We start from the raw sequence: 22,502 nt of genomic DNA, 5'->3' as shown, positions 1-22,502 counted from the left end.
ATTCGGGCCTGGATGGCGCCGCAGGACCAGCCCCATGAGCGCTTTGAGTTCCCTGAAGAAGTCCTCCCCCGCGGCAATGCGCTCTAAAGGAAGCCGTTCTGGTCTCGTCAGGGATCCGCTCCCGGCGAATCTTAAGTAATCCACTTGAGTATTGAAGAGTTCAGGGATCCCCCAAGGGATCCCTTTTTGTTTTTTGTAATGGGCATGAGGTGGCTAGGAAGGGATCCCATCTCGCAAGCGGGCGCGAATGGCTTGCCAGATCTGTTCAACCAACTGGGGCGGGCTAGTTTCTGACCGGATGGGCACCCGCACATCGGCTTGGGCGTAGAACGGCTCTCGCTCTTGCATCAGCTTGTACAGGGCAGCTTGGGGGTCGGGGGTTTGCAGCAGAGGGCGTTGGCCGGGATCCCGCTTGAGCCGCTGCCAAATCAGCTCGGGGGTCGCATCCAGCCAAACGGTGAGGCCATGGTGCAAGTAGCTCCAATTTTTGGGGCGCAACACAATGCCGCCGCCTGTGGCGATCACCAGCCGGGTGTAGCTGCTCAACTGGGCCAACACCTGCGTCTCCAGATCCCGGAAGTAGGCTTCCCCATGCTCGGCGAAGATCTGAGCGATGGAAGAACCCCCCACCTGCTCCACCAGACCATCGGTGTCGAAAAATTGAAAGCGCAACTGGGCTGCCAGCTCCGATCCCACGGTGGATTTGCCGCTGCCCATCATCCCAATGAGATAAACATTTACGCCGCGCAGGCGCTCAACTTCCTCGGGGTGGATCATGGGAAAGGTACCTAGATATAGCCATGCTCGGCCAGAAACTCCAGAGAAACGCTGCTCTCGGGGGGCAGCAAGCCCAGCAATTTTTCCACATACTTGCCCAAAATATCCGCCTCTATGTTGACGGGATCCCCAACTTGGAGCTGAGAAAGGTTGGTCTCGCGGTAGGTTTGGGGGATCACAGCCACCTTGAACCAGCAGCCCCCTTGGCGCACCTCAGCAATGGTCAAGCTCACCCCATTCACCGCCACGCTGCCCTTGGGTACGATGTAACGCCCGATCTCTTCAGGAACCTTGAAGCTCAGCTCCCAGGCGTTGCCAGTGGCGGCTTGATCCCACAGTTGCCCCACCCCATCGATATGGCCGCTGACAAAATGCCCCCCTAACTTGTCTCCTACCCGCAGCGCCGGTTCCAGGTTGACTGTGCGCGGGCCGAGGGATCCCTGGCCCCAAGTCGAGCGCCGCAGGGTTTCCGGCGAAACATCGGCCAAAAATCCATCGGGCAGAATCTCCACCACCGTCAGGCAAAGGCCGTCCACCGCCACGCTATCTCCATAGGCCAACTGAGGTTGCAACTGGGGACAGGTGACCCGTAGCTGTGAAGAATTGAACAACTGGGCTGTACCGAGACTGCGCACCAAACCCGTAAACATAGCTCTGCTCTCCTTAAGCTTTGCCGGCTGCCTTTTTGGCTTTTTGTTTTTCTCGCTCCTTAGCCCGTTTTTCAGCGGCTCTGGCCGCTTTTTCGGCAGCAATCTGCTCTTGTCGGGCTTTCTCTTTCTCTTCAGCGATCTTTTCTAGATAGTAGTGATAGTTGCCCTGGTAGGCGACCAACTCTCCGTTGCGAATCTCTACAATCTTGTTGGCCACTTTTGAGATAAAGTAGCGGTCGTGAGAAACAAGGATCACCGTGCCATCGTAATGCTGTAAAGCTTCTTCCAGCATCTCTTTGGCCGGGATATCTAAGTGGTTGGTGGGCTCATCCAAAATCAGTAGGTTGGCCGGCTGAAGTAGCATTTTCGCCAACGCCAAGCGGGCTTTTTCTCCCCCGCTCAAAGCCGCTACTTTCTTAAAAACGGCGTCGCCGCTGAACAAAAAGCGACCCAACAGCGTGCGCACTTCTTCGTTTTTCCAGTCGGGCACTTCGTCATGGATGGTGTCCAAGACGGTTTTGCTCAGATCCAAAGCCTCTGCTTGATTTTGCTCGAAGTAGGCAGGGATCACATTGTGTGCTCCCAATTTCACAGATCCCTCGGTAGGTTGCTCTAGGCCGGTGATAAGACGCAGCAGGGTGGATTTTCCTGCCCCATTGGGCCCCAGAAAGGCGACGCGATCCCCACGCTCGATCAACAGCTCCGCACCCAAAAACAAAATCTTATCTCCATAAATGTGCGTCAAATTCTCGATCTTCACCACCTCGCGACCACTGCGGGGAGCAGGGGGAAAGCGAAACTTGAGGGTACGCACGTCGCCAATGGGCGCTTCGACCCGCTCGATCTTTTCCAGTTGTTTTTCGCGGCTTTTGGCCTGAGTGCTGCGGGTGGCACTGGCCCGGAAGCGATCGATGAAGGTTTGTTGCCTTTCAATTTCCTTTTGCTGACGTTCGTAGGCAGCTTGTTGTGCCTCTCGCCGTTCAGCTTTTTGGAGTAGGTATTGAGAATAGTTACCCAAGTATGTCGTAGAAACTCCTCGCTCCGTCTCCACAATTTGGGTGCAAAGCCGATCCAAAAACTCTCGATCATGAGAAACAATCACCATGGGGATCATCAAGCTCTTGAGGTAGTTTTCCAGCCACTCAATGGTCTCCAAGTCTAGGTGGTTGGTCGGCTCGTCTAGCAACATCAAATCGGGTTTTTGCAGCAGGATTTTCCCCAGGCTGATGCGCATCTGCCAGCCGCCGCTGAAGGCGCTCACCAACCGATCCCCGTCCTCCGGCTCAAACCCCATTTCCGGCAGGATTTTCTCAATACGCGCCTCCAGTTCATAGCCATGTAAACTCTCAAATTGGCGCTGTAGACGATCTAGACGGCGCAAAAGGGTTTCCAACGTGTCCGCGTCCGCCTGCTCCATCTGTTGGGTGATTTGGGCAATTTCTTGGTGAATGCGGTTTTCCTCTTGAAAGACTGTCCAGAACTCTTCTCGCACCGTTCGGGCGGGATCCACTCCAAATTCTTGGGTGAGATAGGCGATGCGCAGGTTGGCGGGGCGGATCACCTCGCCGCTGGTCGGTTCTTCTTGCCCGCAGATAATCTTGAGCTGGGTGGTCTTTCCGGCCCCGTTTACTCCCACTAGGCCGACGCGATCCCCAGGCTTAACTTCCCAGTTCACATCCTTGAGCACCTCACCGGTGGGATAGATTTTGCTAATGTGTTCCAGTCGCAGCATAATGCTCCTTGGGGATCGGGACCAATTGGAGAAGTGTGGCGTTTTCTTTACATTCTTTACTCGATTTTACGTATTCTTGGGATCCCTGTCCATGGATCCTGAGCAATTTCTGCTTGATTTCTCCCTCTCATTGATCTTGCCGGGATCCACGACAGCGTTTAATATTTCTGGTTTGCCTTCAGAAGTGCCTGCTGAACCCTGTTCGATCTTTTTTCATGTCTTCAGGGCTTGTTTGTCGGTACCCTTAGTATGGACTCTTTTGCCAGAAGCCTTGTGAGGCTTCTCTAAGGCTTAAACGACCTCTAATGCCAGCGGGGAAAAGCCAGTTCCTGAGAGAGATTGAAGTAGCTGGTCGTGATGACAATGAGGAAGGTTGATCGGATAAGTTTTCAGTGTATGGGATGCTTACTTCGTCTCTTGTTTCTGAAATCCCCGGCAACCTATTTTTCTCTTTTGGGCATGTCCTAATGAGCTATCAATCCATTGACATTAGCAGTCAGCCCAGACAAGTTATGGTCTCTTGAGTTGACTTCTTATCTAACATAAAACCTTTGTTGATTTTGACAGGAAAGCCAATGGCGACGGGGATCAACTCAGAAGGACACTACGCCTTGGCTTGATCCTCGAGGGAACGGGGGGATCCCTGAAACAGGGCAGGATGACCTGTTCTGCCTCCCTGAACCGACAGAGGATTTTGTCTGTGGGCAGGCGGCTGTTGGGCCAGAAGCCGCTTCACCTCTGCATTAAGCTGACTTTCGTTGAAGGGCTTGGTCAAGTAGGCGGTTGCCCCCGACCATTTGCCGCGGATGCGGGCCAGCAGACCATCGCGAGCGGTAACCATCAGGATGGGAAGGGACTTAAACTCTTCTAAGCTGCGCACAATGCGGCAAAGCTCTAGACCATCGATCCCCGGCATGGCGATATCCATCAACAACAGGTGGGGCCGATGCTGAAACAACAAAGGAAGCACCTCGGCGGGGTTGCCCGTTGTAATCACCTGATAGTTGGGCAAATACTGCCGTAGGATTTCCTGCATCACCACGCTGTCGTCCACCGCCAAGATGGTTATCGGGTTGTGGCGCTTGGTCTGCAGCAGCTCTTGGGGTGTTTGTAGGCTGACCAAACCTTTTTTCGCCCAGGAGGCAAAGAGATTGGCCACCTCCAGCCGATCCCGGCACAGCTTCTTGGCGATCACCTCCAGCGACTGGCCATCTTTGGTGAGGGCGTGGAGCTTCTGTCGTTGCTCATCGGTGATGCGGTAGCGGTTGACCCGTTCCCAATTGACCACCGGCACCGCCAACAGGGTTGGGATCGCCACCTTCAAATCTGCCCAGCGATCGTGGCGCCGGGCGGCTTCTTGCAGCAGCGGCTCCAACTCAAACCCGCCAATGGGGGCCTCTTGGGCGACCTGCTCCTGCACCTCAAAGTAACAGGTGCCTGCCCGTTCGAATAGGTAGCGGTCGAAATCGGTAAGCAGGTTGAGCCACAGGGCATCTTCCAGCTCCCCCGGCTTGAGCAGGCCCAATTGCGTGATAGCCTCCAGCAGCTCAGGTAAGGAATGGTCTTTCATCAAGCGCTCTTGCACCACCGAGATGGCCCGCTGTGGCCATTCCAAGTTGAGGCGAGGAATAAAGCGGGAGAGTCGTTTCAGCAGGATTTGCGTGTTGAGGGGTTGATCGGCAGAAAAAAGCAGCCTGCCGTGGTAGTAGGTCAACACCCAGGGTTCCGCACCCTCAGAGGGATCCAGTCCCTTGAGGTGAATGTGCAGATATCCAGTGGTAAACCGCCAACCTTGCTGCCTGAGCAGTGGCGCAAGTTCCTCCGAGCCGAACACAAAACGGGACATGCAGCGTTCTCCGGGCCAACTTCTTCAGGCCAAATGAGCAGCGATTCACCTCAGCCACACGCTCAAACCGTCGAAAGGAGAGCTTCAGAGAGCTCACTTATTTTAACAACTGGCTGATCTTAGCTTTCCCGGCCATTCCTTTACAGCAAGGGAATACCGCTTTGCCAACCAGGATATACACCCATGCAATCCCATATGCAGTGCCTTGAAGGATTACCATTGCAAGGCTAGGGTCCGGCTATGGCTCTATCTTTCTAAATTGAGAGCCTGCCGTTGGGCTTGGAGCAATTCTTGGATCCCGGCTTGGGCCATCTCCAACATTTGTAGCAGTTGCGGGCGACTGAAGCAGGCGGCTTCGGCAGTGCCCTGGATCTCGATGAAGGATCCCTGCTCGTTCATAACAATGTTCATGTCCACCTCGGCTTGGCTGTCTTCCACATAGCACAGATCCACAAGTACCTCTCCCTGCACAATTCCCACCGAAAGGGCCGCCACCTGCTGCCGCAGCGGGGATCCCTGGGCCGGATCCAGCAGCCCCTGTTTGTACAGCCAAGTGATGGCGTCGTGCAGGGCCACATACCCCCCTGTGATCGCGGCGGTGCGAGTGCCGCCATCGGCCTGCAACACATCGGCATCGACGGTGATGGTACGGGATCCGAGCTTGCGAAAATCCAAGGCGGCGCGCAGACTTCGCCCGATTAGCCGTTGGATCTCGGCAGTGCGACCCGATAGTTTCAACATCTCCCGCGGCTGTCGTTGTTGCGTGGCTCCGGGCAACATGCGGTACTCAGCCGTCAGCCAGCCTTGGCCGGTGTTCTGCAAAAAAGGGGGAACTTCTTCGGCTACACTGGCGGTGCAAAGGACATGGGTATGGCCGAACTTGACCAACACCGAGCCAGGGGCATAGCGGGTAAAGTGGCGCTCAAAGGAGACTGGGCGCAGTTGAGCAGCCGTGCGATTATCTGGGCGTTGCCAGCTCATGGGCAGTTCAAAGAGGGATCCCTCGCATTGTCAACCATGTCTGCCCAGTGCGGCTCAGGACTTGGAATCTCTGCAGAATATGACTTGGGCAACGGTCTGACTGTGCAACGGATGCGGACGGAATTGATCTGGGAAGGCAAGGATGACAAGTAGGGCAACCGCGCCGGGTATGCCACCTCTAGGCAGAAGAAAGCAAAGCACTTGTGAGCAGCAAAACTCCAGGCGGCCCATCTCAACCCTCAGCCGCCCTGCTGATTCCCTTTCCCTGCTTATCTCGGAGAACCTAAAAAAACGCACCAGTGCATGCTGGCGCAGGAGGGTCAACTTTCACCCATCAAACCTAGACAAGGGCAGGGATCCGAGATCCCCCCAGGGCCTCCACCAACGCCCGCACTTGAGCCACCATGGCCACTTCATCCTGGAGGCGGCTGACGGCTTTGCCCACCCCTACACCTGAGGCACCGGCAGCGATGGCCAAGCGCACCGTTACCGCTGAGAGGCCGGAAGCGCAGATAACAGGCACCGAGACCACACGGCTAATTTCATAGGCGGCGGCCAGGGTGGGGGCAGCCTTCTCGATCAGGCCCAGGGATCCCCCATGAACCGGCTCGGCGCTGGTGCTGCCCTCGGTTTGGATGAGGTCAGCTCCCAGATCCTCCAGTTTCTCGGCCAATTCCGCCTGTTGATCCAGAGGCAGAGTGTGGGGAACGGTTACCGACAAGAGCGTGCGGGGCAGGAGAGAGCGGGTTCGGCGGGTGAGCTCCAGAACTTCCGCCGCGGAGAAGAGGCGGCCCGAAGGGTAGAAGCTGTCGTAATTGCCGATCTCGGCCATGTCGGCTCCTGCCTGTACGGCTGCGGCCAACTGCTGCGGATCCACCGCCGACACACAGATGGGCAGCTCGATCTGGGCGCGCACCTGCTGCACCAATTCGGGGCTGGCAGCGATATCCACCCAGGTGGCCCCACCTTGTTGGGCAGCGCGGGTAATGCTCAGAACCGACTGCAGGTGGAAGTTTTGCAGACCGCTGATGATCTTGAGGGCCCGACGTTGGGCCAGAGCGTCGAAAAGAGCGGCGTGAGAGGCAGTGGTCATAGGCTCGTCAGCTTTTGAAATGGAGTCCAAGAGGAGTGAAAACAAACGGCTGCTAAAGCTAGGCTTGGAGAAGCCTTTGCTCAGTCTAGAGGGTTTGCCTCAATCCCACAAGGGATCCCTCTTTGTTCATGCTGAGCATCCCAGTCTTTTGAACCTGCCGCAATTCAATACAATAGGGATCCCTTCTTGCAAATGACCATGTACCGCTCCCCTTTCCCCTTCCTAGGCCTGCCTGAGCCGGATCCGGAGATGGCCCAAGCGATTCTCCTGCCCGTCCCCTACGAGGCCACCACCTCCTATGGCAAAGGCACCGCCAAAGGCCCTCAGGCGCTGTTGCAGGCTTCTGCCTATGTGGAGATCTACGACGAGGTACGGGATCGCCAGCCGGCTCTCCACCCCGACTTCTCTGAAGAGATCTCCCGCTACTGGACGGCACCGCCGGTGGAGTTGGAGGGTCTGGGATCTTCCGCCCACGAATTGGCTATGGCCGAAATCCAGCGTCGCGCTGCCGAGTGGGTGAGACCGGGGCGGTTCCTGCTTTCCATCGGTGGGGAGCACTCCATCACCGGGCCGCTGATTGCTGCCCACCTGCCCCATTATCCGGAGCTGCACGTGCTGCAAATCGACGCCCACTGCGACCTGAGAGATAGCTACGAGGGATCCCGCTATTCCCATGCTTCTGCTATGGCCCGCGTGGTGGAGCAAGTGGGCAGCCGCCTCACCCAAGTGGGGATCCGCTCCATCTGCGCCGAAGACCGCCAGGCCATTCGCGAGCGCCGTCTGCACACCTTTTTTGCCCACAGCCTGCACGCCAAGCCGGCCCAGGAGTGGATCCCAGAGGTGATCGCCACCTTGGGCCCCCAGGTTTACCTGACGGTGGATGTGGATGGGCTGGATCCCGCTGTTGTGCCAGCCACCGGTACCCCCGAACCTGGCGGCTTGGGCTGGTGGGAGACGGTGGAGCTGATTCGGGCACTAGGACAGCAACGGCAAATCATCGGCGCCGATGTGGTCGAGCTGTCGGTCACCGGGGAACGGGAAACCGATCGCCGCAGTGCCTTCACCGTCGCCAAACTGGCCTACCAGATCTTGGCTGCGGCCTTGGGTTAAGCTCGAGAAGAGCTTGGCCGAGGATCCTCTGGTTTGGCTGCTTGCTCTGGAGTGGGAGCCAGTTTACAGACTAGGGTCAGGGTTTGCTGCATGGTAGCAGTTTATCTGTTTTGGATTGGAGGGCGGTGCTTCTCCCCACAGATAGATCTGGGGGCTTCCGCGCCGGGTTTTCTTGGTGAAATCGGTCCATCCCCGTCGTCCTGCTTTGGAACTTCCCACTGGGTTCTGGATCCCGTTGGTGGGCGGGGCACTGGTGCTGCTCCTCTTGGCCACCTGGCTGCAGTGCTTGGTGGTGGTGCCTGCCGGCACACGGGCCGTGGTGTTCAACTCCCTGACGGGGCTGAAGCCGCAACCGCTGGGAGAACGTATGCCTTGAAGCGGTAGCGGACAGCCCGTTGGCTCTGGGTTCTGCAAAAATCTATCCCAGAGCATTGTTGCCAATTGGAACGAGAATGGGGATAGAGATCCCCGGCCTGCTGACCTGACGATGCCCCTTGACGAGCAGCTCATCCACAGCCGCATTCAGGCCATCCGATCCCAGATCCCAGACCATGTGGAGATCATGGCAGTGAGCAAAGGCTACAGTGCCGACCACATCCGCGCCGCCTATCGGGCCGGGATCCGCCACTTTGGGGAGAGTCGAGTGCAAGAAGCCGCCGTCAAACAAGGGCAACTGCAAGATCTGGCCGATATCGTCTGGCACTTGATCGGGCATCTGCAGACCAACAAAGTCAAACCGGCCCTTAAGCAATTTGCCTGGATCGACAGCGTCGATAGCTTGCGCCTGGCCAAGCTGATCAACCAAAAAGCCTGGGAGCTGCACCTCACCCCCAAGCTTTGCCTGCAGGTTAAATTGGCTCCGGATCCCAATAAATTTGGCTGGCCCATCCCCGATCTGTTGCAAAGCCTGCCCGAACTGAACCAACTGCTGCAGGTGCAAATCGTGGGCCTGATGACCATTTTGCCTTTGGGCTTGAGCTCAGAGGCGGCCCTAGAGCTGTTTCGCAAGCTGGCCGAACTGGCCGATTACATCCAGCGCAGTGGCTACGAGCATCTGCAGTTGCACACCCTCTCCATGGGTATGTCCGACGATTACCCCCTGGCGGTGGCAGCAGGCTCTAACTTGATCCGACTGGGGCGTGCTTTGTTTGCCGACGCCGAGCGGAAATAGATGTGGCCTCTGTGAAGCTGTTAAATTGTGATTAAATTTTGTGTAAAGCCGCGAACTCCGGAGTCGCCCTGCGGGGTACCTTCGGGGCGAGAGTTTGGCTTGGCTCGATCAAAAGCGGGGGGATCCCGCCCAGGATTTGCCCTATTGGGGAAATTTTGGGGAAATTTGCAATCATTTGCGTTACTTCCGTTAATATGTGCTCAATCCAGACGAGGAGCAGAGTTCGCTCCTGCCCAGCAACGGCTTGGCAAGCGGGATGACATCTTCACTTCTTCTGGGTAAACTCTACTCGTCGAATCAATGGGGTTTTGTTAACCTGCGTTAGCCCCCACTCGCTTCGGCAGCTTTCTGAGCAAACCCTGTCTCAGCCCCTTGAAAAACTTTAACCAAAAATATTAAGGATGCCCGCCAGCTTGAGTGAGCCACTCAAGATCCCATCAAGAGACTGAATCCTGCGCTCGCCGCAAACCATGACCTGTAGTGAGGATGTGCATATGAATGTCAATGGAATTTGGAGCAGGGTGAGAGATTTTGTGGGCCTGAACGATCCCGTGGACGGCCTGGAGGAGTACCCTGAAATGGAAGGGCAGGATGATTACCAACTGCTCTACGAGGGACGCCGTTCCCAACCGGCTGCTCCCCCTGAAGAGGAGGAAACGACGAGTACCCTTCCGCGGGGGCGGCGGCAACGGGGAGTGGAAGCAGGGGAAGGCTCTGCCGGTCGAGAAGAGTCGCGGGGCCATCGGCGCAGTCAACATCGGGATCGCTTGGCGGGGGGCAGTATGGGGAGCAACGTGATTGGATTACCCGGCGTAAACCAACCCAGTAGTGAGGTGGTGGTGATGGAGCCGCGCAGCTTTGACGAGATGGCTCAGGTCATCCAGTACCTGCGGGAGCGCAAGACGGTGATCCTGAACTTGACCCTGATGGATCCCGCCGAGGCGCAGCGCTCTGTGGATTTCGTTGCCGGTGGCACCTACGCCATCGATGGCCATCAAGAGCGCATTGGCGAAAACATTTTTTTGTTCACCCCCAGCACGGTAACGATTTCCACCCCCAGTAGCCAAGTGGTGCAGCCGCTGCAGCGTCCTTTGCAAAGCCCTACCCCCCTCTGGCCCAGCAGCTATGAGCATTTGCAGGCGGTGGGCCAGCACTAGTCGTTATGGAGCGACCGCTGCTGAGTGTTATCGGGGGTGGAGCCATGGGATCCGCCCTGCTGCGGCGTTGGGTGGCTGTGGGAGTTTATCCTGCAGCTCAGATGGCTTTGCGGGAGCCCGATCTGGACAAGGCTGTGGCCCTGCAGCAGGAGCTGGGCATTCGGCTGCTGGCGGATCCCTCCCAGGCGGGAGAGTCTGAGATTTTGTTTCTGGCCGTCAAGCCACAGGTCTTCCCGACGGTGGTGGCAGAAATGGGCCAGTTGGCTGCTACAGAGCTGGTGATCTCGATTATGGCCGGGATCCCCTTGCAGCAGTTGCAGCAGGCTTTTCCCAAGCAAAAGGTGGTGCGCACGATGCCCAACACGCCGGCGCTGGTGGGGGCGGGCATAACGGCCATCAGCTACGGGCCAGGGGTGACGCCTGCGCAGGTGGAGCAGGTGGAAAAGCTGTTTCGCGCGGTGGGCGAGGTGGTGACGGTGGCCGAAAGCCAGATGGATGCGGTGACGGCACTTTCGGGTTCCGGGCCGGGGTATCTGGCGGTCATCCTGGAGGGGCTGATCGATGGAGGGGTACAGGTGGGTCTGCCGCGTCCCATCGCTGCCCAGTTGGCTGTGCAGACCTTGGCGGGTACTGCTGCCCTCTTGCAGCGGGAAGATCTGCACCCTGCCATTCTCAAAGATCGGGTCACCAGCCCAGGAGGGACGACCATCGCCGGGATCCAAGCCTTGGAACAGGCGGGGGTGCGAGGAGCTCTGATGCAGGCGGTGCGGGCGGCCTACGAGCGCTCTTGCCAGTTGCGGGGATCCTAGCGGGCCAGCAGCCCTTGCCACAGGGGGCGGGTGATCCAATTCCATCCCACCTTGAGCTGGTGTTCCAGTGTGGGCAGGCGCACCAAATAGGCAGTTCGCCGGGCCAAATAGCCCAGGGGGCCGGTCAGTGTGAGGCCGCCAAGGGCAGAAAGCACCGCCGTATCCACCCCCAGGCTGAGCATTTCCCCCAGAGAAAAGTAGCGAAAGGGCAAGAGAGGCCGCTCCTGGGTGAGCAAAGCCCACAGGTTCCAGGCGCAATAACCGGCCTGTTGAAAAGCCGCTTGGGCTGTGGCCGGCACCGGCTTGCCCTCCGCATCCACCACCGCTGCTGCATCTCCCAAGGCAAAGATCTCTGGGAAGGTGGGGGTTTGTAGGGTGGACAAAACCTGTAGCCGTCCCCGCTCCGTTTTGGGCAGATCCAAATTGGCAATCACCGCTGCCGGTCGGGTTCCGACAGTCCACAGCACAGCATCCACAAGATCCGTAGCAATCTCCTGGCTCTCCAGTCGCTGGAGCTGCAGATGGAAGGGAGGGGCGCCGTTCTCGCCAAGGGCCTCGATGCCCAAGACCTTGGTTTGCAACTCCACCTGCACCCGCCGTTGGGCCAGCGCCTCTTGGGCCGCCTCCCGGCTGGAGAGAGCAAAGCCGGACAAGATTTGGGATCCCAACTCGATGAGGCGGATCCGTCCCCGCCAGCCCAGCCGATCCGCCAATTTGCAGGCCAATTCCACGCCACTAGCCCCTGCTCCTGCAATGGCCAGAGCCACAGGCTGAGCCGGATCCCGCTCTTCTAACGCCTTCAGGTGGGCGCGCAGCCGCTGGGCATCTGCCAGGGTGCGAAAGGGAAAAGCAAACTCTGCCGCTCCCGGAACGCTCTCCAGAGGGGTTTCTCCCCCCAGCGCCAGCACCAGCGCGTCATACTCCAAGCTTTGCCCATCTTCCAGCTCCACTCGGCGGGCTTGAGGGTCGATAGCCCGGACGGATCCCCGGCGAAACTGCACCGATTCTGGGGGCAGCAGATCTTGGAAACGGGGGGCCACCTCCCAGTCTTCCATTTCTCCGGTGAGCAGCTCATAAAGCAGGGGGGCAAAGACGAACCGCTCCTGCCGGTCGATCAAGGTGATCTGGGGTGGTTCTGGCCAGGGTTGCCGGCTCAGTTCCAAAGCTGTGTACAACCCGCCAAAGCCGCCCCCAAGAATGCAAATGCGATTCATGCTCGGATGGTTCACGTGACGTTATCAAAGCTGCGCGAAAGGCCCCGACTTAAAAATCACACCCCGCCGGCGCGGATGAGCCGACGAGGGACAGCCCACCTTTGATTGGAACTGACTTGAACTTTCCCGGCTAGACTTCTCCAGCGTAGTCTGTGTTGTCCCAGCTCTGCCAGCCCGGCATTTCCGACGGGGAAGCCCGTCGCTCGTCCAGCCAAGTTTGGAGAATCACTGCCGCCGACTGCTGATCGATTAACCCCTTCTGGGCTTTGGCCGGGATCCCCGCCTCGCGCAGGTCCCACTCCGCCTGCACGGTGCTCAGGTATTCGTTGACGGTAACAACGGGAAGATCCACGGCCACCTGCAAAGCGCGCACAAACCGCTGGACTTTGCGGGCCTGGGATCCCAGGGAGCCATCGGCCAGAAGGGGGATCCCCACCACCACCACGGTGGCCTGGCGACGGCGGATCCACTCCTGGACTTGGGCAATGTCCTCTGAGAGGGATCGTCGCTGGATGACCCCCAAGCCGGTGGCCAACAGCCCCAGCCGATCGGAGCCGGCCACGCCGATGCGACGGTTGCCCACATCCAACCCCAGCGCAGAAAAGGGATCCCTTGTGGCAGAATGGTTCAGGCTTATCGACATCTGGCTGCCCTTTTGGGCTTTCGGTTCTCGTTCGCCTATCCTCTCTCGATGACCCTGTTTGGAGCAACACTCGATGACCCGCGCTACCCTGTCTCTCCCGAAGCATGAAGTGAAAGATCTGAGCCTCGCCCCCCTGGGCAAGCAGCGGATTGGGTGGGCGGCGCGGGAGATGCCGGTGCTGGCTCAGATCCAGGAGCGCTTTGCCCAAGAAAAGCCCTTGGCCGGGCTGCGCTTGGTGGCCTGCTGCCACATCACGACCGAAACGGCCAACCTGGCCCTGGCTTTACAAGCAGGGGGAGCGGATAGCGTCCTCATTGCCAGCAATCCCCTCTCCACCCAGGACGATGTGGCCGCCAGCCTGGTGGCCGACTATGGCATCTCGGTGTTTGCCCTCAAAGGGGAAGATGTAGCCACCTACCGCCGCCACGTGCAAATTGCCCTGGATCACCACCCCAACCTGATCATAGACGATGGCGGAGATGTGACGGCAGAGCTGGTGCAGCATCGGCAGGGACAGTTGTCGGAGCTCATCGGCACCACGGAAGAGACCACCACTGGCCTGGTGCGCCTTAGGGCCATGCTCAAGGCGGGGGTGCTCAGCTTCCCGGTGATGACCGTCAACGACGCCGAGACCAAACACCTGTTCGACAACCGCTACGGCACCGGCCAATCCACCCTGGACGGGATCCTGCGCTGTACCAACATCCTTCTGGCCGGGAAGACGGTGGTGGTGGCTGGCTACGGCTGGTGCGCCAAGGGAGTGGCCATGCGGGCCCGCGGCATGGGATCCCAGGTGATTGTGACGGAAGTCAACCCGGTGCGGGCCCTAGAAGCGGTGATGGACGGCTTCCGGGTGATGCCTATGGAAGAAGCCGCTGCTCTGGGGGATCTCTTCATCACCGTTACCGGCAACAAGCACGTCATTCGCGGCGAGCACTTCGACCGCATGAAGGATGGGGCGATGGTCTGCAACGCCGGCCACTTTGACATTGAAATCGACCTGGTGGCGCTGCAGGAGCGGTCGGTCTCCCGACAGACGGTGCGGCCTTTTGTCGAGGAATATCGTCTCCAATCGGGCAAGTCAGTGGTGGTGCTGGGGGAGGGCCGGCTGATTAACCTGGCTGCTGCCGAAGGGCACCCTGCCAGCGTTATGGACATGAGCTTTGCCAACCAGGCCCTGGCCTGCGAATACCTGGTGAAAAACCGGGGCCGGTTGACTCCGGGGCTGCACCCCATTCCCCCAGAAGTGGACGAGGCCATTGCCCGCCTCAAGCTCAAGGCCATGGGGATCCAAATCGACAGCCTCACCCCCGAGCAGATCGAGTACGGCAACACCTGGACTGCCGGGACTTGAGGGTGGGTGCTGGCGCTACGAACCTGAGATACATCCTAAAACCTGTCGCACCTGGGCCAACTCGTCAGCAGGGAGGCGAGCTTTCAACTCCTTCTCCCAGCGATCCAGCCAGTTGCACAGTACCTCCGGCAGACAAACCTTTTGGTTATAGAGCTCACACACTACCCAAAGGCTGCCGTGGACGACAACGCCGCTCTCCGCGCAAGCTCTGCGCAACCGGCCATCGTTGGAGAGGAGCGTAGAGCTGCTGGTACGGCAGTAGTGAAGACACAATGCGTCAGCTATCGACAACCCACTTTCCTTCAGAACCATTGCCTCTGGAAGCCACGTTTCCTGCACCTGGACAACCTGCACGCCCAAAGCAAGAACCTGGGACTTGCAAGGGTCATCGACTTCTGCCAGTACCACGTCAAGCACCTCCAGACTTGCCAACCTCGCTAAGGATTCCAGCCCCCCAACCTTGGCGAAGTCAATGAGGATGTTGGCGTCAGAAAGCAAGGTCATTAGGGGCTGCTAAAGAGCACTTGCGCCGTTCGACCACCAAAACGAAGCTCGCTTGCGGATATACTCCATTGAAACCCCCAGCACTTCTGCAGCTCGGGAAGCGCTCACAACCTCAAGGGAGAGAGCCTGAAACACCAGCCGCTCAAGGCGGGATTTGGGCAGTTGGCTCTGGTCGTTCTGCCAAGCCGGGTTGTAAAACTCGCGCCGTAGCTCAAGCGGCTCTTTGTCTTTTCCGTATTTCTTGTTCAGTACACCGATCTGTTGGCCACATTGCTTGCGAGAAATGATACCAATTTGAGCGGCTCGCACCAGGACAGTTCGCATGCTGACGCCGTAGCGGAGCTTGAGGTCAAGCAGCATGGCCTCAGGAACCCAGCGGTGGCGGAATGCCTGAAGTTCTCGCTCAAGGACGTCACGCGGCAGCAGCACTGCCCCGGCCAAATGGTTGGCGAGTTTCTCCCTAGTGCTCCGCACCGCTGTCACGAACAGCTTGCCATCCACAGCCTTTTCTGGGTGCGCGAAGTCCTGGCGATGGCAGATGAGGTGAGCCAACTCGTGTAGAGCGGTGAAAAACTGCCGTTCAACAGGGTGATTGTCGTTGACGACGATAACTGCTCCAAGCGACTCGGTGTAAGCTGAGAGCCCACTGACACGGGCTGGCAGGGGGGTCAGGAGGATCTTCAAACCGCGCTCCTCAAGTCGGGCAATGACATCTCCCAGAGGAGCATGTTCTACCCCTAGAAAGTCTCGCACGTCCCCAGCGTAGCGCTCCACTGCATGCGGATCATAGGTCTCCACCGGCATTTGGGGCGGTGACACAGCAACCTCACCAATCTCCTCCTCGATCTCGGCATAGGCTAGGGCTCGCTTAAGCACCAGAGCTTTGAGCGCGGGGGTGAGAACTTTTGGGTCATCTGCTCTAAATAACAGAGTCGGTTCCGTCTGCGCTGGCGGGATGGATCCCTTGGACTTGGCCTGACCATCACAGTCGGGCGGTGGGGGACAAGCGGCATTTTGTTCGAAGAAGACCTCAAGCGGCACCCCCAGCGCACGGGCAACAGCAGCCAACTGACCAATGGAGGGCATGCACTCCCCTTTCTCACAGGCCGCAATGGCCTGCAGGGGCAGCCCAACTTTGTTAGCCAGATCGGCCTGGCTTAAGCCCTTGTATTCGCGGAGTAACTGGATGTAACCAACGTTGATCATAGGCAGCACGATGTGCTCCACTGTAGTAACCCAAAGGCAGTCGGTGTTCATCGGCAGGCTTTCAGGGTGTTTATGGTCATTTCGACTCAAACTAGGCCGCTGTACCCACACCTAAAATGTTGACTGCACGGGGCCAGAAGGCTTTTCAAGGACTCCGTCCCGCTGGCGCGATCAATGGCCCAGGGGTCTCACCTTAACCTGAGAATCAGTTGATTTCGACTCCGACAGGCTAGCCAAAGGCCCACCAATCTGCTCAGGCAATCCGGAGAAGAGAGCCCATTGTTGCTCCATTGAGAACCTCAAAAGCCTCTAAACGACCACGCAGGAGTGCTTAATCACCACTGAGGCCAGGATGGGAGTCGTGGCCCCGGTGCACCTGGGCCCAGACACGGGTGGGCAGGCCCCAGATGTAGATAAAGCCTTCGGCGGCGCGGTGGTCGAATTGATCCCCTTCCCCGTAGGTGGCCAGCTCTGGGTTGTAAAGAGAGTAGGGAGAGCGACGGCCCACACAGACCGCCTGGCCCTTGTGCAACCGCATCCGCACGACACCGGTGACGCTTTTCTGGGTGGCGCGGATAAAGGCGTCCAGAGCCTCCCGCAGCGGCGAGTACCAAAGGCCGTTGTAGATCAACTGGCTGTAGGTGGTCTCGATGCCGTACTTGTAATGGATGACATCGCGGGTGAGGGTGAGGCTTTCCAGCTCGCGGTGGGCTTGGATCAAGACCATTAGAGCAGGGCACTCGTAGATCTCCCGCGACTTGATCCCCACCAGGCGGTTTTCGATCATGTCAATGCGGCCCACCCCATGCAGGCCAGCTAAGGAGTTGAGCTGCTCGAAGAGGGCTTTGGGGCCAAGGCGCTGCCCATCCAGCCCGACAGGGATCCCTTGCTCGAACTCAATCTCCACGTAGGCGGGCTCGTCGGGTGTCTGGGAAATAGGCCGGGTGAGGGCATACACTTCCTCCGGCGGCTCCCGGTCGGCATCTTCTAGGATGCCGGCTTCAGCGCTGCGGCCCAAAATGTTGAGGTCGATGCTGTAGGGGCTGGACTTCTGCACGGGCATGGGGATCCCGTAGCGCTCCCCATAGGCAATGGTCTCCTCGCGGGTCATCCCCCACTCGCGGGCAGGGGCCAACACTTTGAGCTGGGGATTTAAAGCAGCAATAGCCAGATCAAAGCGCACCTGGTCGTTGCCTTTGCCGGTGCAGCCGTGGGCCACCGCATCGGCGCCCACCTCTTCCGCCACTTCCACCAGCAGCTTGGCAATCAGGGGTCGGGCCAGGGCCGTGGAAAGGGGGTAGCGCTGCTCGTAGAGGGCGTTGGCCTGGATGGCCGGGAAGGCATAGTCGGTAATGAGGGCCTGGACAGCCTCCCGCACCAGAGATTGCTCTGCCCCCGCCCTGAGGGCTTTGGCCTGAATGGCCTCCAGCTCCGCCCCCTGCCCCAAGTCGACTGCCAGGGCCACCACCGATTCCACCCCCCACTCGTGCTTGAGATAGGGAATGCAGACGGAAGTATCCACCCCGCCTGAATAGGCCAATACCACCTTCTTTGCCCGTCCCATGGGATCCCGCCGTTGCCGTTAAAAAGTTGCTAGCCCATTATGCCCTGTGGCAGGGATCCTGGCTGGCCTCAATGTCGGTTTCCTCAGCTATTCTCAAGGGGATTTCTCCTGCCGGGGAAAGGCCGGGGGTGTGAGTGAGCATGGCTGGCAAAAAGACGGCTGCGGCGTGCCGGGGATCTGAGCCCAAGCGAACTGTGGGGCTGGGGATCCTGTCGCTGCTGAGCTTTGTGGCCGGGATGGGGTTTGCCGCCCTCTCCCAGCCAGAGGTGGGATCCCCTGTTGCCGTCTCCGAGCCGGAGGTGCCCCGTTTTACCGCCCACGGTTGGCCCTTGTTGGATCCCTTGCCGCAGCCGGACGAGATTTGGGAGTGCGAGCTGGTGGTGGTGGGCGGATCCCTGGGAGGGGTGGCAGCGGCAGGCCATGCCATGCGAGGGGGGGTGCAGACCTGTCTCATCGAGCTCACCCCTTGGCTGGGGGGTCAGATTACCTCCCAGGGGGTATCGGCCATTGATGAATCGCTGCCGATGCGGCAGCGGGGCAATTTTTCCCGCCACTGGCTGGAGTTCAAGGCCTTGATCGAAAGCCAGCCGGTGCATCTGCCGGCCTGGACAGGGATCCCGCCGGGAACCCGCGTATCCGAGATCAACAGCTGCTGGGTGGGAGGGCTGTGTTTTCCGCCCCAGGCCGGGCTGCAGGCGGTGGAAACCTGGCTGCAACAGGCAGCTCAAAATGCCCCCAACAGCCGCTGGGCTACCCAAACGGCTTTCAAGGGGGCCACCTTCAGCGCCGATGGATCCCAGATTGAAAGCATTTACGCTGTGCAGCGGCAACCCCGGGATCCCGATTTTGTGCCACCGGGACGGCTGTGGCGGGAGCTGGTGAGCTGGTATGGCTGGCAGGAGACGGAAGTTTTTGCCAAACGGGTGTTGAGGCTGCAGGCACCACCAGGCCGCAACCTGTTTGTTATCGATGCCACCGATACCGGCGAGCTGGTGGGCTGGGCCGGGATCCCCTATCGGCTGGGTTCGGAAGGGCGAGACGTGACCGGAGAGCCCAATGCCGCCCCCGCCAGCAACCCGGAGTGCACTCAAGCCTTTGCCTTTCCCTTCGTGCTGGCCATCCACGACGATGGCGGTCGCTCCCGAGCAGAGCTGGCCCAACTGCAACCAGGCTATTCCCGCGCCGAACACCGCCGCGAGTTCGACATGGAAGGTTTCCCCACCTTCAGCGGCCAGAGCTTTTTCAATTACCGCCGCATCGTCAGCAAGGGTCGCCGGGATCCCTTCTACAGCACGCCTGTTCCAGGCGACCTGACGCTGGTGAACTGGAACCGCGGCAACGATTGGGGGATCATGAACCCGCCCCTGATCCTGACGGAAGAGCGGCTGGTGGCCTCGGGGCAGCGCCACAACTGGCTGGGGGGCCTGGATGTCTCAGCCATCAAAGATGGAGAAAACCACGCCCTGCTGTTTGCCGAGTGGCTGATGGAAACCCAATCCCGCTCTGGCTATCCCCTCTCCTTGGTGTTTGCCGAAGAGTCCTTGCTGGGCACTCGCTCTGGCCTTAGCCTCTACCCCTACATCCGCGAAGGTCGGCGCATCCTGGGGCGAGCTGCCTACGGCCAAGCAGAGTTCCTGATGTTGGAGCAGGATATTCGCGTCGGCACCGCCGGGGGGCGGGACTTCAGACCTACCGTGGTGGGGGTTACCCACTACGCCATCGATATCCACGGCTGTCGCTACCGCAACTGGGAGCCATCTCTGTCGGCCAGCTCCGCGCCAGTCAACGAGTTTTCCGTCCGTCCCATTCTCATTCCCTTGGAAGCCCTGATCCCGCAGAAGGTGGATAACCTGCTCATCGGCGGCAAAGGGATCGCCGTCAGCCACATTGTCAACGCCGCCACCCGCGTGCATTACGGTGAATGGACCATCGGCTCGGCAGCAGGCCTGACCGTGGCTTGGCTGCGCAGTCAAGCTCCCGGCCTGATCCCAGCTCAGATCGTACCGCAAGGCAAAATAGCCGATTTACAGCGCTACCTGATCTCCCATGGGCAAAGACTGCAATGGTGAACCCAGAGGACACCGTCTCAGCGCGAACGACAGATCCCCACCCAATCGACCCAATTTTTCCGATATCGGGGCCCTAGCCCTCAGAGGGAAGTGAATCGGGATCCCTGCCTGCGCGGGCATCTTCGCTACTTTTGCCATAGCGCTGCTGCCGCCACCACACCAACAGGGGGCTGGCGATAAAAATGCTGGAATACACCCCCAAAGTAAAGCCAATGAGCAGGGCAATGGCAAACCCCTTCAAGGTAGCTCCCCCGAAAATGGCGATGGCGACCAAGGGCAGCATCGTCGTCAGGGTGGTATTCAAGGAGCGGGCGAAAGTTTGATTTAGAGACAGGTTCACCACCTCAGCGAAGCTGACTTTGCGGCTCACCAGGCGGAGGTTTTCGCGGATGCGGTCGTAAATGACCACGGTGTCGTTGACAGAAAAGCCGATGATGGTCAGCAGCGCCACCACAAACAGGCTATCCACCTCCATGCCCACCGTCAGGCCCAAAAGGGCAAATAGCCCTATCGTCAACACTACATCGTGCAGCAGCGCCACAATGGCAAACACCGCGTAATCCCACTGAAAGCGCAGGGCCAGATACACCACAATCAGGCCGAAAGAGATGAGCACGGCCACGATGCCGGAACGCAGGAGCAGACGACCCACCGTCGGGCCCACTGTCTCCACCAGGTTGCGCTCGAAGGGAGCAATCTCCTGCCGCAGGGTGGCTTCCACGGCCAAGCGCTCCGTCTCCGACAAAGGGGGCATGCGGATCAGGGCTTCCTGGCCCGTCTGGGTGTCCAGTTGAATGATGCTGCTCCCCAGGTTGTGTTCCTGCAGCGCCCGTCGCAGCTCCTCGGTGGTGACAGGCCGCTCAAAGCTCAGATCCAGCAAGGTGCCGCCGGAAAAATCCAACCCCAGCCGCAGGGGAGTTCCCAGAGAAGCCAGGGAAAAGGCCATGCTGACCAGCCCCACCAGCAGCACCGCCAAGGACAAGCTGAACCACAGCTTGCTCCGTCCAACAATGTCGAAGCGATAGTCGAGCAACCGAGAGGCGGGATCTACGGGGGATAGCTCTTGAGCCGTCATGATTGGGCCGCCTCCATCCGAACGCCGTAAAACTCAGGTTTGCGCAAGCTGGGGATCCCCATCGCCGCCAAGAGCAGGCTACGGGTGCAGGTGATGGCCGTAAAGAAGCTCACCAGAATGCCAATGCCCAGGGTTACCGCAAACCCTTTCACCAGTCCCATCCCCAGCCAGAAAAGCACGCCACAGACCAAAAGGGTAGTCACATTGCTGTCCAGGATGCTGCTGAAGGCGCGGTTAAACCCTTCCGAAATGGACTTGTAGATGGATTTGCCGGCCCGCAACTCTTCTTTGATGCGCTCGAAGATCAGCACATTGGCATCCACCGCCATGCCGATGCTGAGGATAAAGCCGGCGATCCCCGGCAGAGTCATGGTGACCCCCAGCAGTTGGAAGAGAGCAAAGGTACAGAGGGCGTAGATAAGCAGAGCAATGTCCGCAATCAGCCCTGGCAGGCGATAGTAGGCCACCATAAAGACGAAAACCAGCACCAGGCCCCCGATCCCGGCATAGAGGCTGCGGCGCACGCTCACTTCCCCCAAAGTGGCCCCGACAGTGCGATTTTCAATCACCTGAATGGGAACCGGCAGCGCTCCTGCCCTGAGCTTGACCGCCAAGTCAGTGGCGGTTTCCACCGTAAAATTGCCCGTGATCACCGCCGTCCCGCCGGTGATGCCGGTGCGGGCAAACTCCGGCCCCACGATCGGGGCACTGATCAACACGTCGTCCAGAAAAATGCCCAATGGACGTTCTGTTCCGGCCAGATCTCGGGTGAGCTGAGTAAATTTTTCTGCCCCCTCCGGCTTGAACTCCAGCAGCACCTCCCAACTCTGGGATCCGCGGCGAGGGGCTTGGGGATAGGCATTGCGCAGCAGATCCCCGGTGAGACCGACCCGCTCAAACAGAGTATCCGGATCCTCCCCCGCTGTTATCTCTCCCCGCTCGTTGCGGGGCAGCGCGCCGACGGGAACCAAGCCCTTGCGAAACTCCAGTTGGGCTGTATCTCCAAGGAGAGCAATGGCCCGATCCGGATCCGCCACCCCCGGCAACTGCACGAACAGGCGGTCTTGGCCGCTGATCTGCACCAGAGGCTCAGCCACCCCCAGCCCGTTGATCCGCTGCTGGATGACGGCCTCTACCCCCTGCATCACTTCGGGGGTGATTTCAGGCACCTCCTCGGTGGGCACAGCTTGTAGCGTGAGCTGGGTTCCTCCCTTGAGGTCAAGGCCAAGGCGAACCTCCCGGCTGAAGCCCAAGTAAACGAGGGCAACCACCACGGCCAAGATGAAGATCAGCCCTCGCAAAAAGGAGAGCCGACTGAGCCACGAAGCTGAGAATTGGGTCATAGGTCTGAAAGAACGAGGAACGCTGGCAGACTCGATGTAAACTACCCGACCCTACACCGCCTTAGCAGTGTAGCGCGGGCTTTCAGTAGCCCTGAGCCTGTTATGCTCTACCAGAGAACAAAACAAGCCCGAACCTCTAGGCTGGTTTACGACAGCCCCCAAAAGCGCAATCACATTCGCACCATTCAAATCCGCATCCCCTTC

20 protein-coding genes and 2 pseudogenes are annotated in these 22,502 nt (G+C 59.1%); 8 read left to right on the top strand and 14 right to left on the bottom strand.

All coding sequences use genetic code 11. The features are described 5' to 3' along the window. Positions 1-87 (top strand): annotated as a pseudogene (locus tag NW816_RS13325) (photosystem II protein D2); the annotation flags it as partial. 126 nt (positions 88-213) lie between these two features. On the opposite strand, the gene NW816_RS13320 reads toward NW816_RS13325, so the two are convergent. The 6 genes from NW816_RS13320 to NW816_RS13295 form a co-directional block, all read right to left on the bottom strand. After that, on the bottom strand, positions 214-777 hold the full coding sequence (locus NW816_RS13320; protein ID WP_414374890.1) for a shikimate kinase: 564 nt from the start codon (positions 775-777) through the stop codon (positions 214-216). An 11-nt stretch (positions 778-788) separates the two neighbouring features. Then, positions 789-1,427 carry a riboflavin synthase gene (locus NW816_RS13315; protein WP_414409469.1) on the bottom strand — a complete coding sequence of 213 codons (639 nt, stop codon included), beginning with the start codon at positions 1,425-1,427 and terminating at the stop codon, positions 789-791. A gap of 13 nt (positions 1,428-1,440) precedes the next feature. Then, complete coding sequence (locus tag NW816_RS13310) at positions 1,441-3,159, bottom strand: ABC-F family ATP-binding cassette domain-containing protein (protein WP_414409468.1); 1,719 nt, start codon at positions 3,157-3,159, stop codon at positions 1,441-1,443. Positions 3,160-3,763: 604 nt separating this feature from the next. Then, positions 3,764-5,005, bottom strand: a complete 1,242-nt coding sequence (locus NW816_RS13305; protein ID WP_414409467.1) for a response regulator — start codon at positions 5,003-5,005, stop codon at positions 3,764-3,766. A gap of 246 nt (positions 5,006-5,251) precedes the next feature. Then, positions 5,252-5,986 carry a ribonuclease PH gene (rph, locus tag NW816_RS13300; RefSeq protein WP_414409466.1) on the bottom strand — a complete coding sequence of 245 codons (735 nt, stop codon included), beginning with the start codon at positions 5,984-5,986 and terminating at the stop codon, positions 5,252-5,254. A gap of 340 nt (positions 5,987-6,326) precedes the next feature. Next, the gene (locus NW816_RS13295) at positions 6,327-7,079 is read right to left on the bottom strand and encodes a DUF561 domain-containing protein (protein WP_414409465.1); all 753 of its coding nucleotides are present in this window, start codon (positions 7,077-7,079) and stop codon (positions 6,327-6,329) included. A 192-nt stretch (positions 7,080-7,271) separates the two neighbouring features. On the opposite strand from NW816_RS13295, the gene speB reads away from it, so the two are divergent. From speB to proC, 5 genes are all read left to right on the top strand, one after another. After that, the gene (speB, locus tag NW816_RS13290; protein WP_414409464.1) at positions 7,272-8,189 is read left to right on the top strand and encodes an agmatinase; all 918 of its coding nucleotides are present in this window, start codon (positions 7,272-7,274) and stop codon (positions 8,187-8,189) included. Between the two features lie 175 nt (positions 8,190-8,364). Continuing rightward, complete coding sequence (locus NW816_RS13285) at positions 8,365-8,565, top strand: hypothetical protein (protein WP_414357741.1); 201 nt, start codon at positions 8,365-8,367, stop codon at positions 8,563-8,565. Positions 8,566-8,676: 111 nt separating this feature from the next. Beyond that, a complete protein-coding gene (locus NW816_RS13280; RefSeq protein WP_414409463.1) occupies positions 8,677-9,360 on the top strand; it encodes a YggS family pyridoxal phosphate-dependent enzyme in 684 nt (227 codons plus the stop codon). Positions 9,361-9,938: 578 nt separating this feature from the next. Then, positions 9,939-10,517, top strand: coding sequence for a cell division protein SepF (locus NW816_RS13275; RefSeq protein ID WP_414409470.1), 579 nt, complete (start codon positions 9,939-9,941; stop codon positions 10,515-10,517). A 5-nt stretch (positions 10,518-10,522) separates the two neighbouring features. Continuing rightward, positions 10,523-11,326 carry a pyrroline-5-carboxylate reductase gene (proC, locus tag NW816_RS13270; RefSeq protein ID WP_414409462.1) on the top strand — a complete coding sequence of 268 codons (804 nt, stop codon included), beginning with the start codon at positions 10,523-10,525 and terminating at the stop codon, positions 11,324-11,326. Here the strand turns inward: proC and NW816_RS13265 are convergent. Then, positions 11,323-12,540 carry an NAD(P)/FAD-dependent oxidoreductase gene (locus tag NW816_RS13265; protein WP_414409461.1) on the bottom strand — a complete coding sequence of 406 codons (1,218 nt, stop codon included), beginning with the start codon at positions 12,538-12,540 and terminating at the stop codon, positions 11,323-11,325. The genes proC and NW816_RS13265 overlap by 4 nt on opposite strands. A gap of 130 nt (positions 12,541-12,670) precedes the next feature. Beyond that, a complete protein-coding gene (ruvX, locus tag NW816_RS13260) occupies positions 12,671-13,183 on the bottom strand; it encodes a Holliday junction resolvase RuvX (protein ID WP_414409460.1) in 513 nt (170 codons plus the stop codon). A gap of 73 nt (positions 13,184-13,256) precedes the next feature. Between ruvX and ahcY the strand changes: the two genes are divergently transcribed. Further along, positions 13,257-14,537 carry an adenosylhomocysteinase gene (gene ahcY / locus NW816_RS13255; RefSeq protein ID WP_414409459.1) on the top strand — a complete coding sequence of 427 codons (1,281 nt, stop codon included), beginning with the start codon at positions 13,257-13,259 and terminating at the stop codon, positions 14,535-14,537. Positions 14,538-14,552: 15 nt separating this feature from the next. Here the strand turns inward: ahcY and NW816_RS13250 are convergent, their stop codons facing one another. The 3 genes from NW816_RS13250 to NW816_RS13240 form a co-directional block, all read right to left on the bottom strand. Beyond that, complete coding sequence (locus tag NW816_RS13250) at positions 14,553-15,041, bottom strand: hypothetical protein (protein WP_414409458.1); 489 nt, start codon at positions 15,039-15,041, stop codon at positions 14,553-14,555. Positions 15,042-15,050: 9 nt separating this feature from the next. Further along, positions 15,051-16,247 (bottom strand): ImmA/IrrE family metallo-endopeptidase, encoded by a 1,197-nt coding sequence (locus tag NW816_RS13245; protein WP_414357747.1) that lies wholly within the window; start codon positions 16,245-16,247, stop codon positions 15,051-15,053. A 331-nt stretch (positions 16,248-16,578) separates the two neighbouring features. Continuing rightward, on the bottom strand, positions 16,579-17,811 hold the full coding sequence (locus NW816_RS13240) for an argininosuccinate synthase (protein WP_414409457.1): 1,233 nt from the start codon (positions 17,809-17,811) through the stop codon (positions 16,579-16,581). Positions 17,812-17,951: 140 nt separating this feature from the next. Between NW816_RS13240 and NW816_RS13235 the strand changes: the two genes are divergently transcribed. After that, positions 17,952-19,880, top strand: a complete 1,929-nt coding sequence (locus NW816_RS13235) for an FAD-dependent oxidoreductase (protein ID WP_414409456.1) — start codon at positions 17,952-17,954, stop codon at positions 19,878-19,880. Between the two features lie 73 nt (positions 19,881-19,953). Here NW816_RS13235 and secF read toward each other — a convergent pair whose 3' ends face one another. From secF to NW816_RS13220, 3 genes and pseudogenes are all read right to left on the bottom strand, one after another. After that, positions 19,954-20,955 carry a protein translocase subunit SecF gene (gene secF / locus NW816_RS13230; protein ID WP_414383366.1) on the bottom strand — a complete coding sequence of 334 codons (1,002 nt, stop codon included), beginning with the start codon at positions 20,953-20,955 and terminating at the stop codon, positions 19,954-19,956. After that, positions 20,952-22,298, bottom strand: coding sequence for a protein translocase subunit SecD (secD, locus tag NW816_RS13225; protein ID WP_414409455.1), 1,347 nt, complete (start codon positions 22,296-22,298; stop codon positions 20,952-20,954). The genes secF and secD overlap by 4 nt, the downstream gene beginning before the upstream one ends. Positions 22,299-22,349: 51 nt before the next feature. Then, positions 22,350-22,502, bottom strand: a pseudogene (locus NW816_RS13220) (RNA-guided endonuclease TnpB family protein); the annotation flags it as partial.

This window comes from Synechococcus sp. W55.1 (genome assembly GCF_047461655.1).
GTDB lineage: Bacteria > Cyanobacteriota > Cyanobacteriia > Thermostichales > Thermostichaceae > Thermostichus.
Note: the sequence above shows the minus strand (reverse complement) of the source record. Positions and strands in the feature narration are given on the sequence as shown.

Bases quoted from the DNA above. Each gene is read 5' to 3' on its own strand.
- NW816_RS13320 (WP_414374890.1), bottom strand. From the start codon at position 777: ATGATCCACCCCGAGGAAGTTGAGCGCCTGCGCGGCGTAAATGTTTAT.
- NW816_RS13315 (WP_414409469.1), bottom strand. From the start codon at position 1,427: ATGTTTACGGGTTTGGTGCGCAGTCTCGGTACAGCCCAGTTGTTCAAT.
- NW816_RS13310 (WP_414409468.1), bottom strand. From the start codon at position 3,159: ATGCTGCGACTGGAACACATTAGCAAAATCTATCCCACCGGTGAGGTG.
- NW816_RS13305 (WP_414409467.1), bottom strand. From the start codon at position 5,005: ATGTCCCGTTTTGTGTTCGGCTCGGAGGAACTTGCGCCACTGCTCAGG.
- rph (WP_414409466.1), bottom strand. From the start codon at position 5,986: ATGAGCTGGCAACGCCCAGATAATCGCACGGCTGCTCAACTGCGCCCA.
- NW816_RS13295 (WP_414409465.1), bottom strand. From the start codon at position 7,079: ATGACCACTGCCTCTCACGCCGCTCTTTTCGACGCTCTGGCCCAACGT.
- speB (WP_414409464.1), top strand. From the start codon at position 7,272: ATGACCATGTACCGCTCCCCTTTCCCCTTCCTAGGCCTGCCTGAGCCG.
- NW816_RS13280 (WP_414409463.1), top strand. From the start codon at position 8,677: ATGCCCCTTGACGAGCAGCTCATCCACAGCCGCATTCAGGCCATCCGA.
- NW816_RS13275 (WP_414409470.1), top strand. From the start codon at position 9,939: ATGGAAGGGCAGGATGATTACCAACTGCTCTACGAGGGACGCCGTTCC.
- proC (WP_414409462.1), top strand. From the start codon at position 10,523: ATGGAGCGACCGCTGCTGAGTGTTATCGGGGGTGGAGCCATGGGATCC.
- NW816_RS13265 (WP_414409461.1), bottom strand. From the start codon at position 12,540: ATGAATCGCATTTGCATTCTTGGGGGCGGCTTTGGCGGGTTGTACACA.
- ruvX (WP_414409460.1), bottom strand. From the start codon at position 13,183: ATGTCGATAAGCCTGAACCATTCTGCCACAAGGGATCCCTTTTCTGCG.
- ahcY (WP_414409459.1), top strand. From the start codon at position 13,257: ATGACCCGCGCTACCCTGTCTCTCCCGAAGCATGAAGTGAAAGATCTG.
- NW816_RS13250 (WP_414409458.1), bottom strand. From the start codon at position 15,041: ATGACCTTGCTTTCTGACGCCAACATCCTCATTGACTTCGCCAAGGTT.
- NW816_RS13245 (WP_414357747.1), bottom strand. From the start codon at position 16,247: ATGATCAACGTTGGTTACATCCAGTTACTCCGCGAATACAAGGGCTTA.
- NW816_RS13240 (WP_414409457.1), bottom strand. From the start codon at position 17,811: ATGGGACGGGCAAAGAAGGTGGTATTGGCCTATTCAGGCGGGGTGGAT.
- NW816_RS13235 (WP_414409456.1), top strand. From the start codon at position 17,952: ATGGCTGGCAAAAAGACGGCTGCGGCGTGCCGGGGATCTGAGCCCAAG.
- secF (WP_414383366.1), bottom strand. From the start codon at position 20,955: ATGACGGCTCAAGAGCTATCCCCCGTAGATCCCGCCTCTCGGTTGCTC.
- secD (WP_414409455.1), bottom strand. From the start codon at position 22,298: ATGACCCAATTCTCAGCTTCGTGGCTCAGTCGGCTCTCCTTTTTGCGA.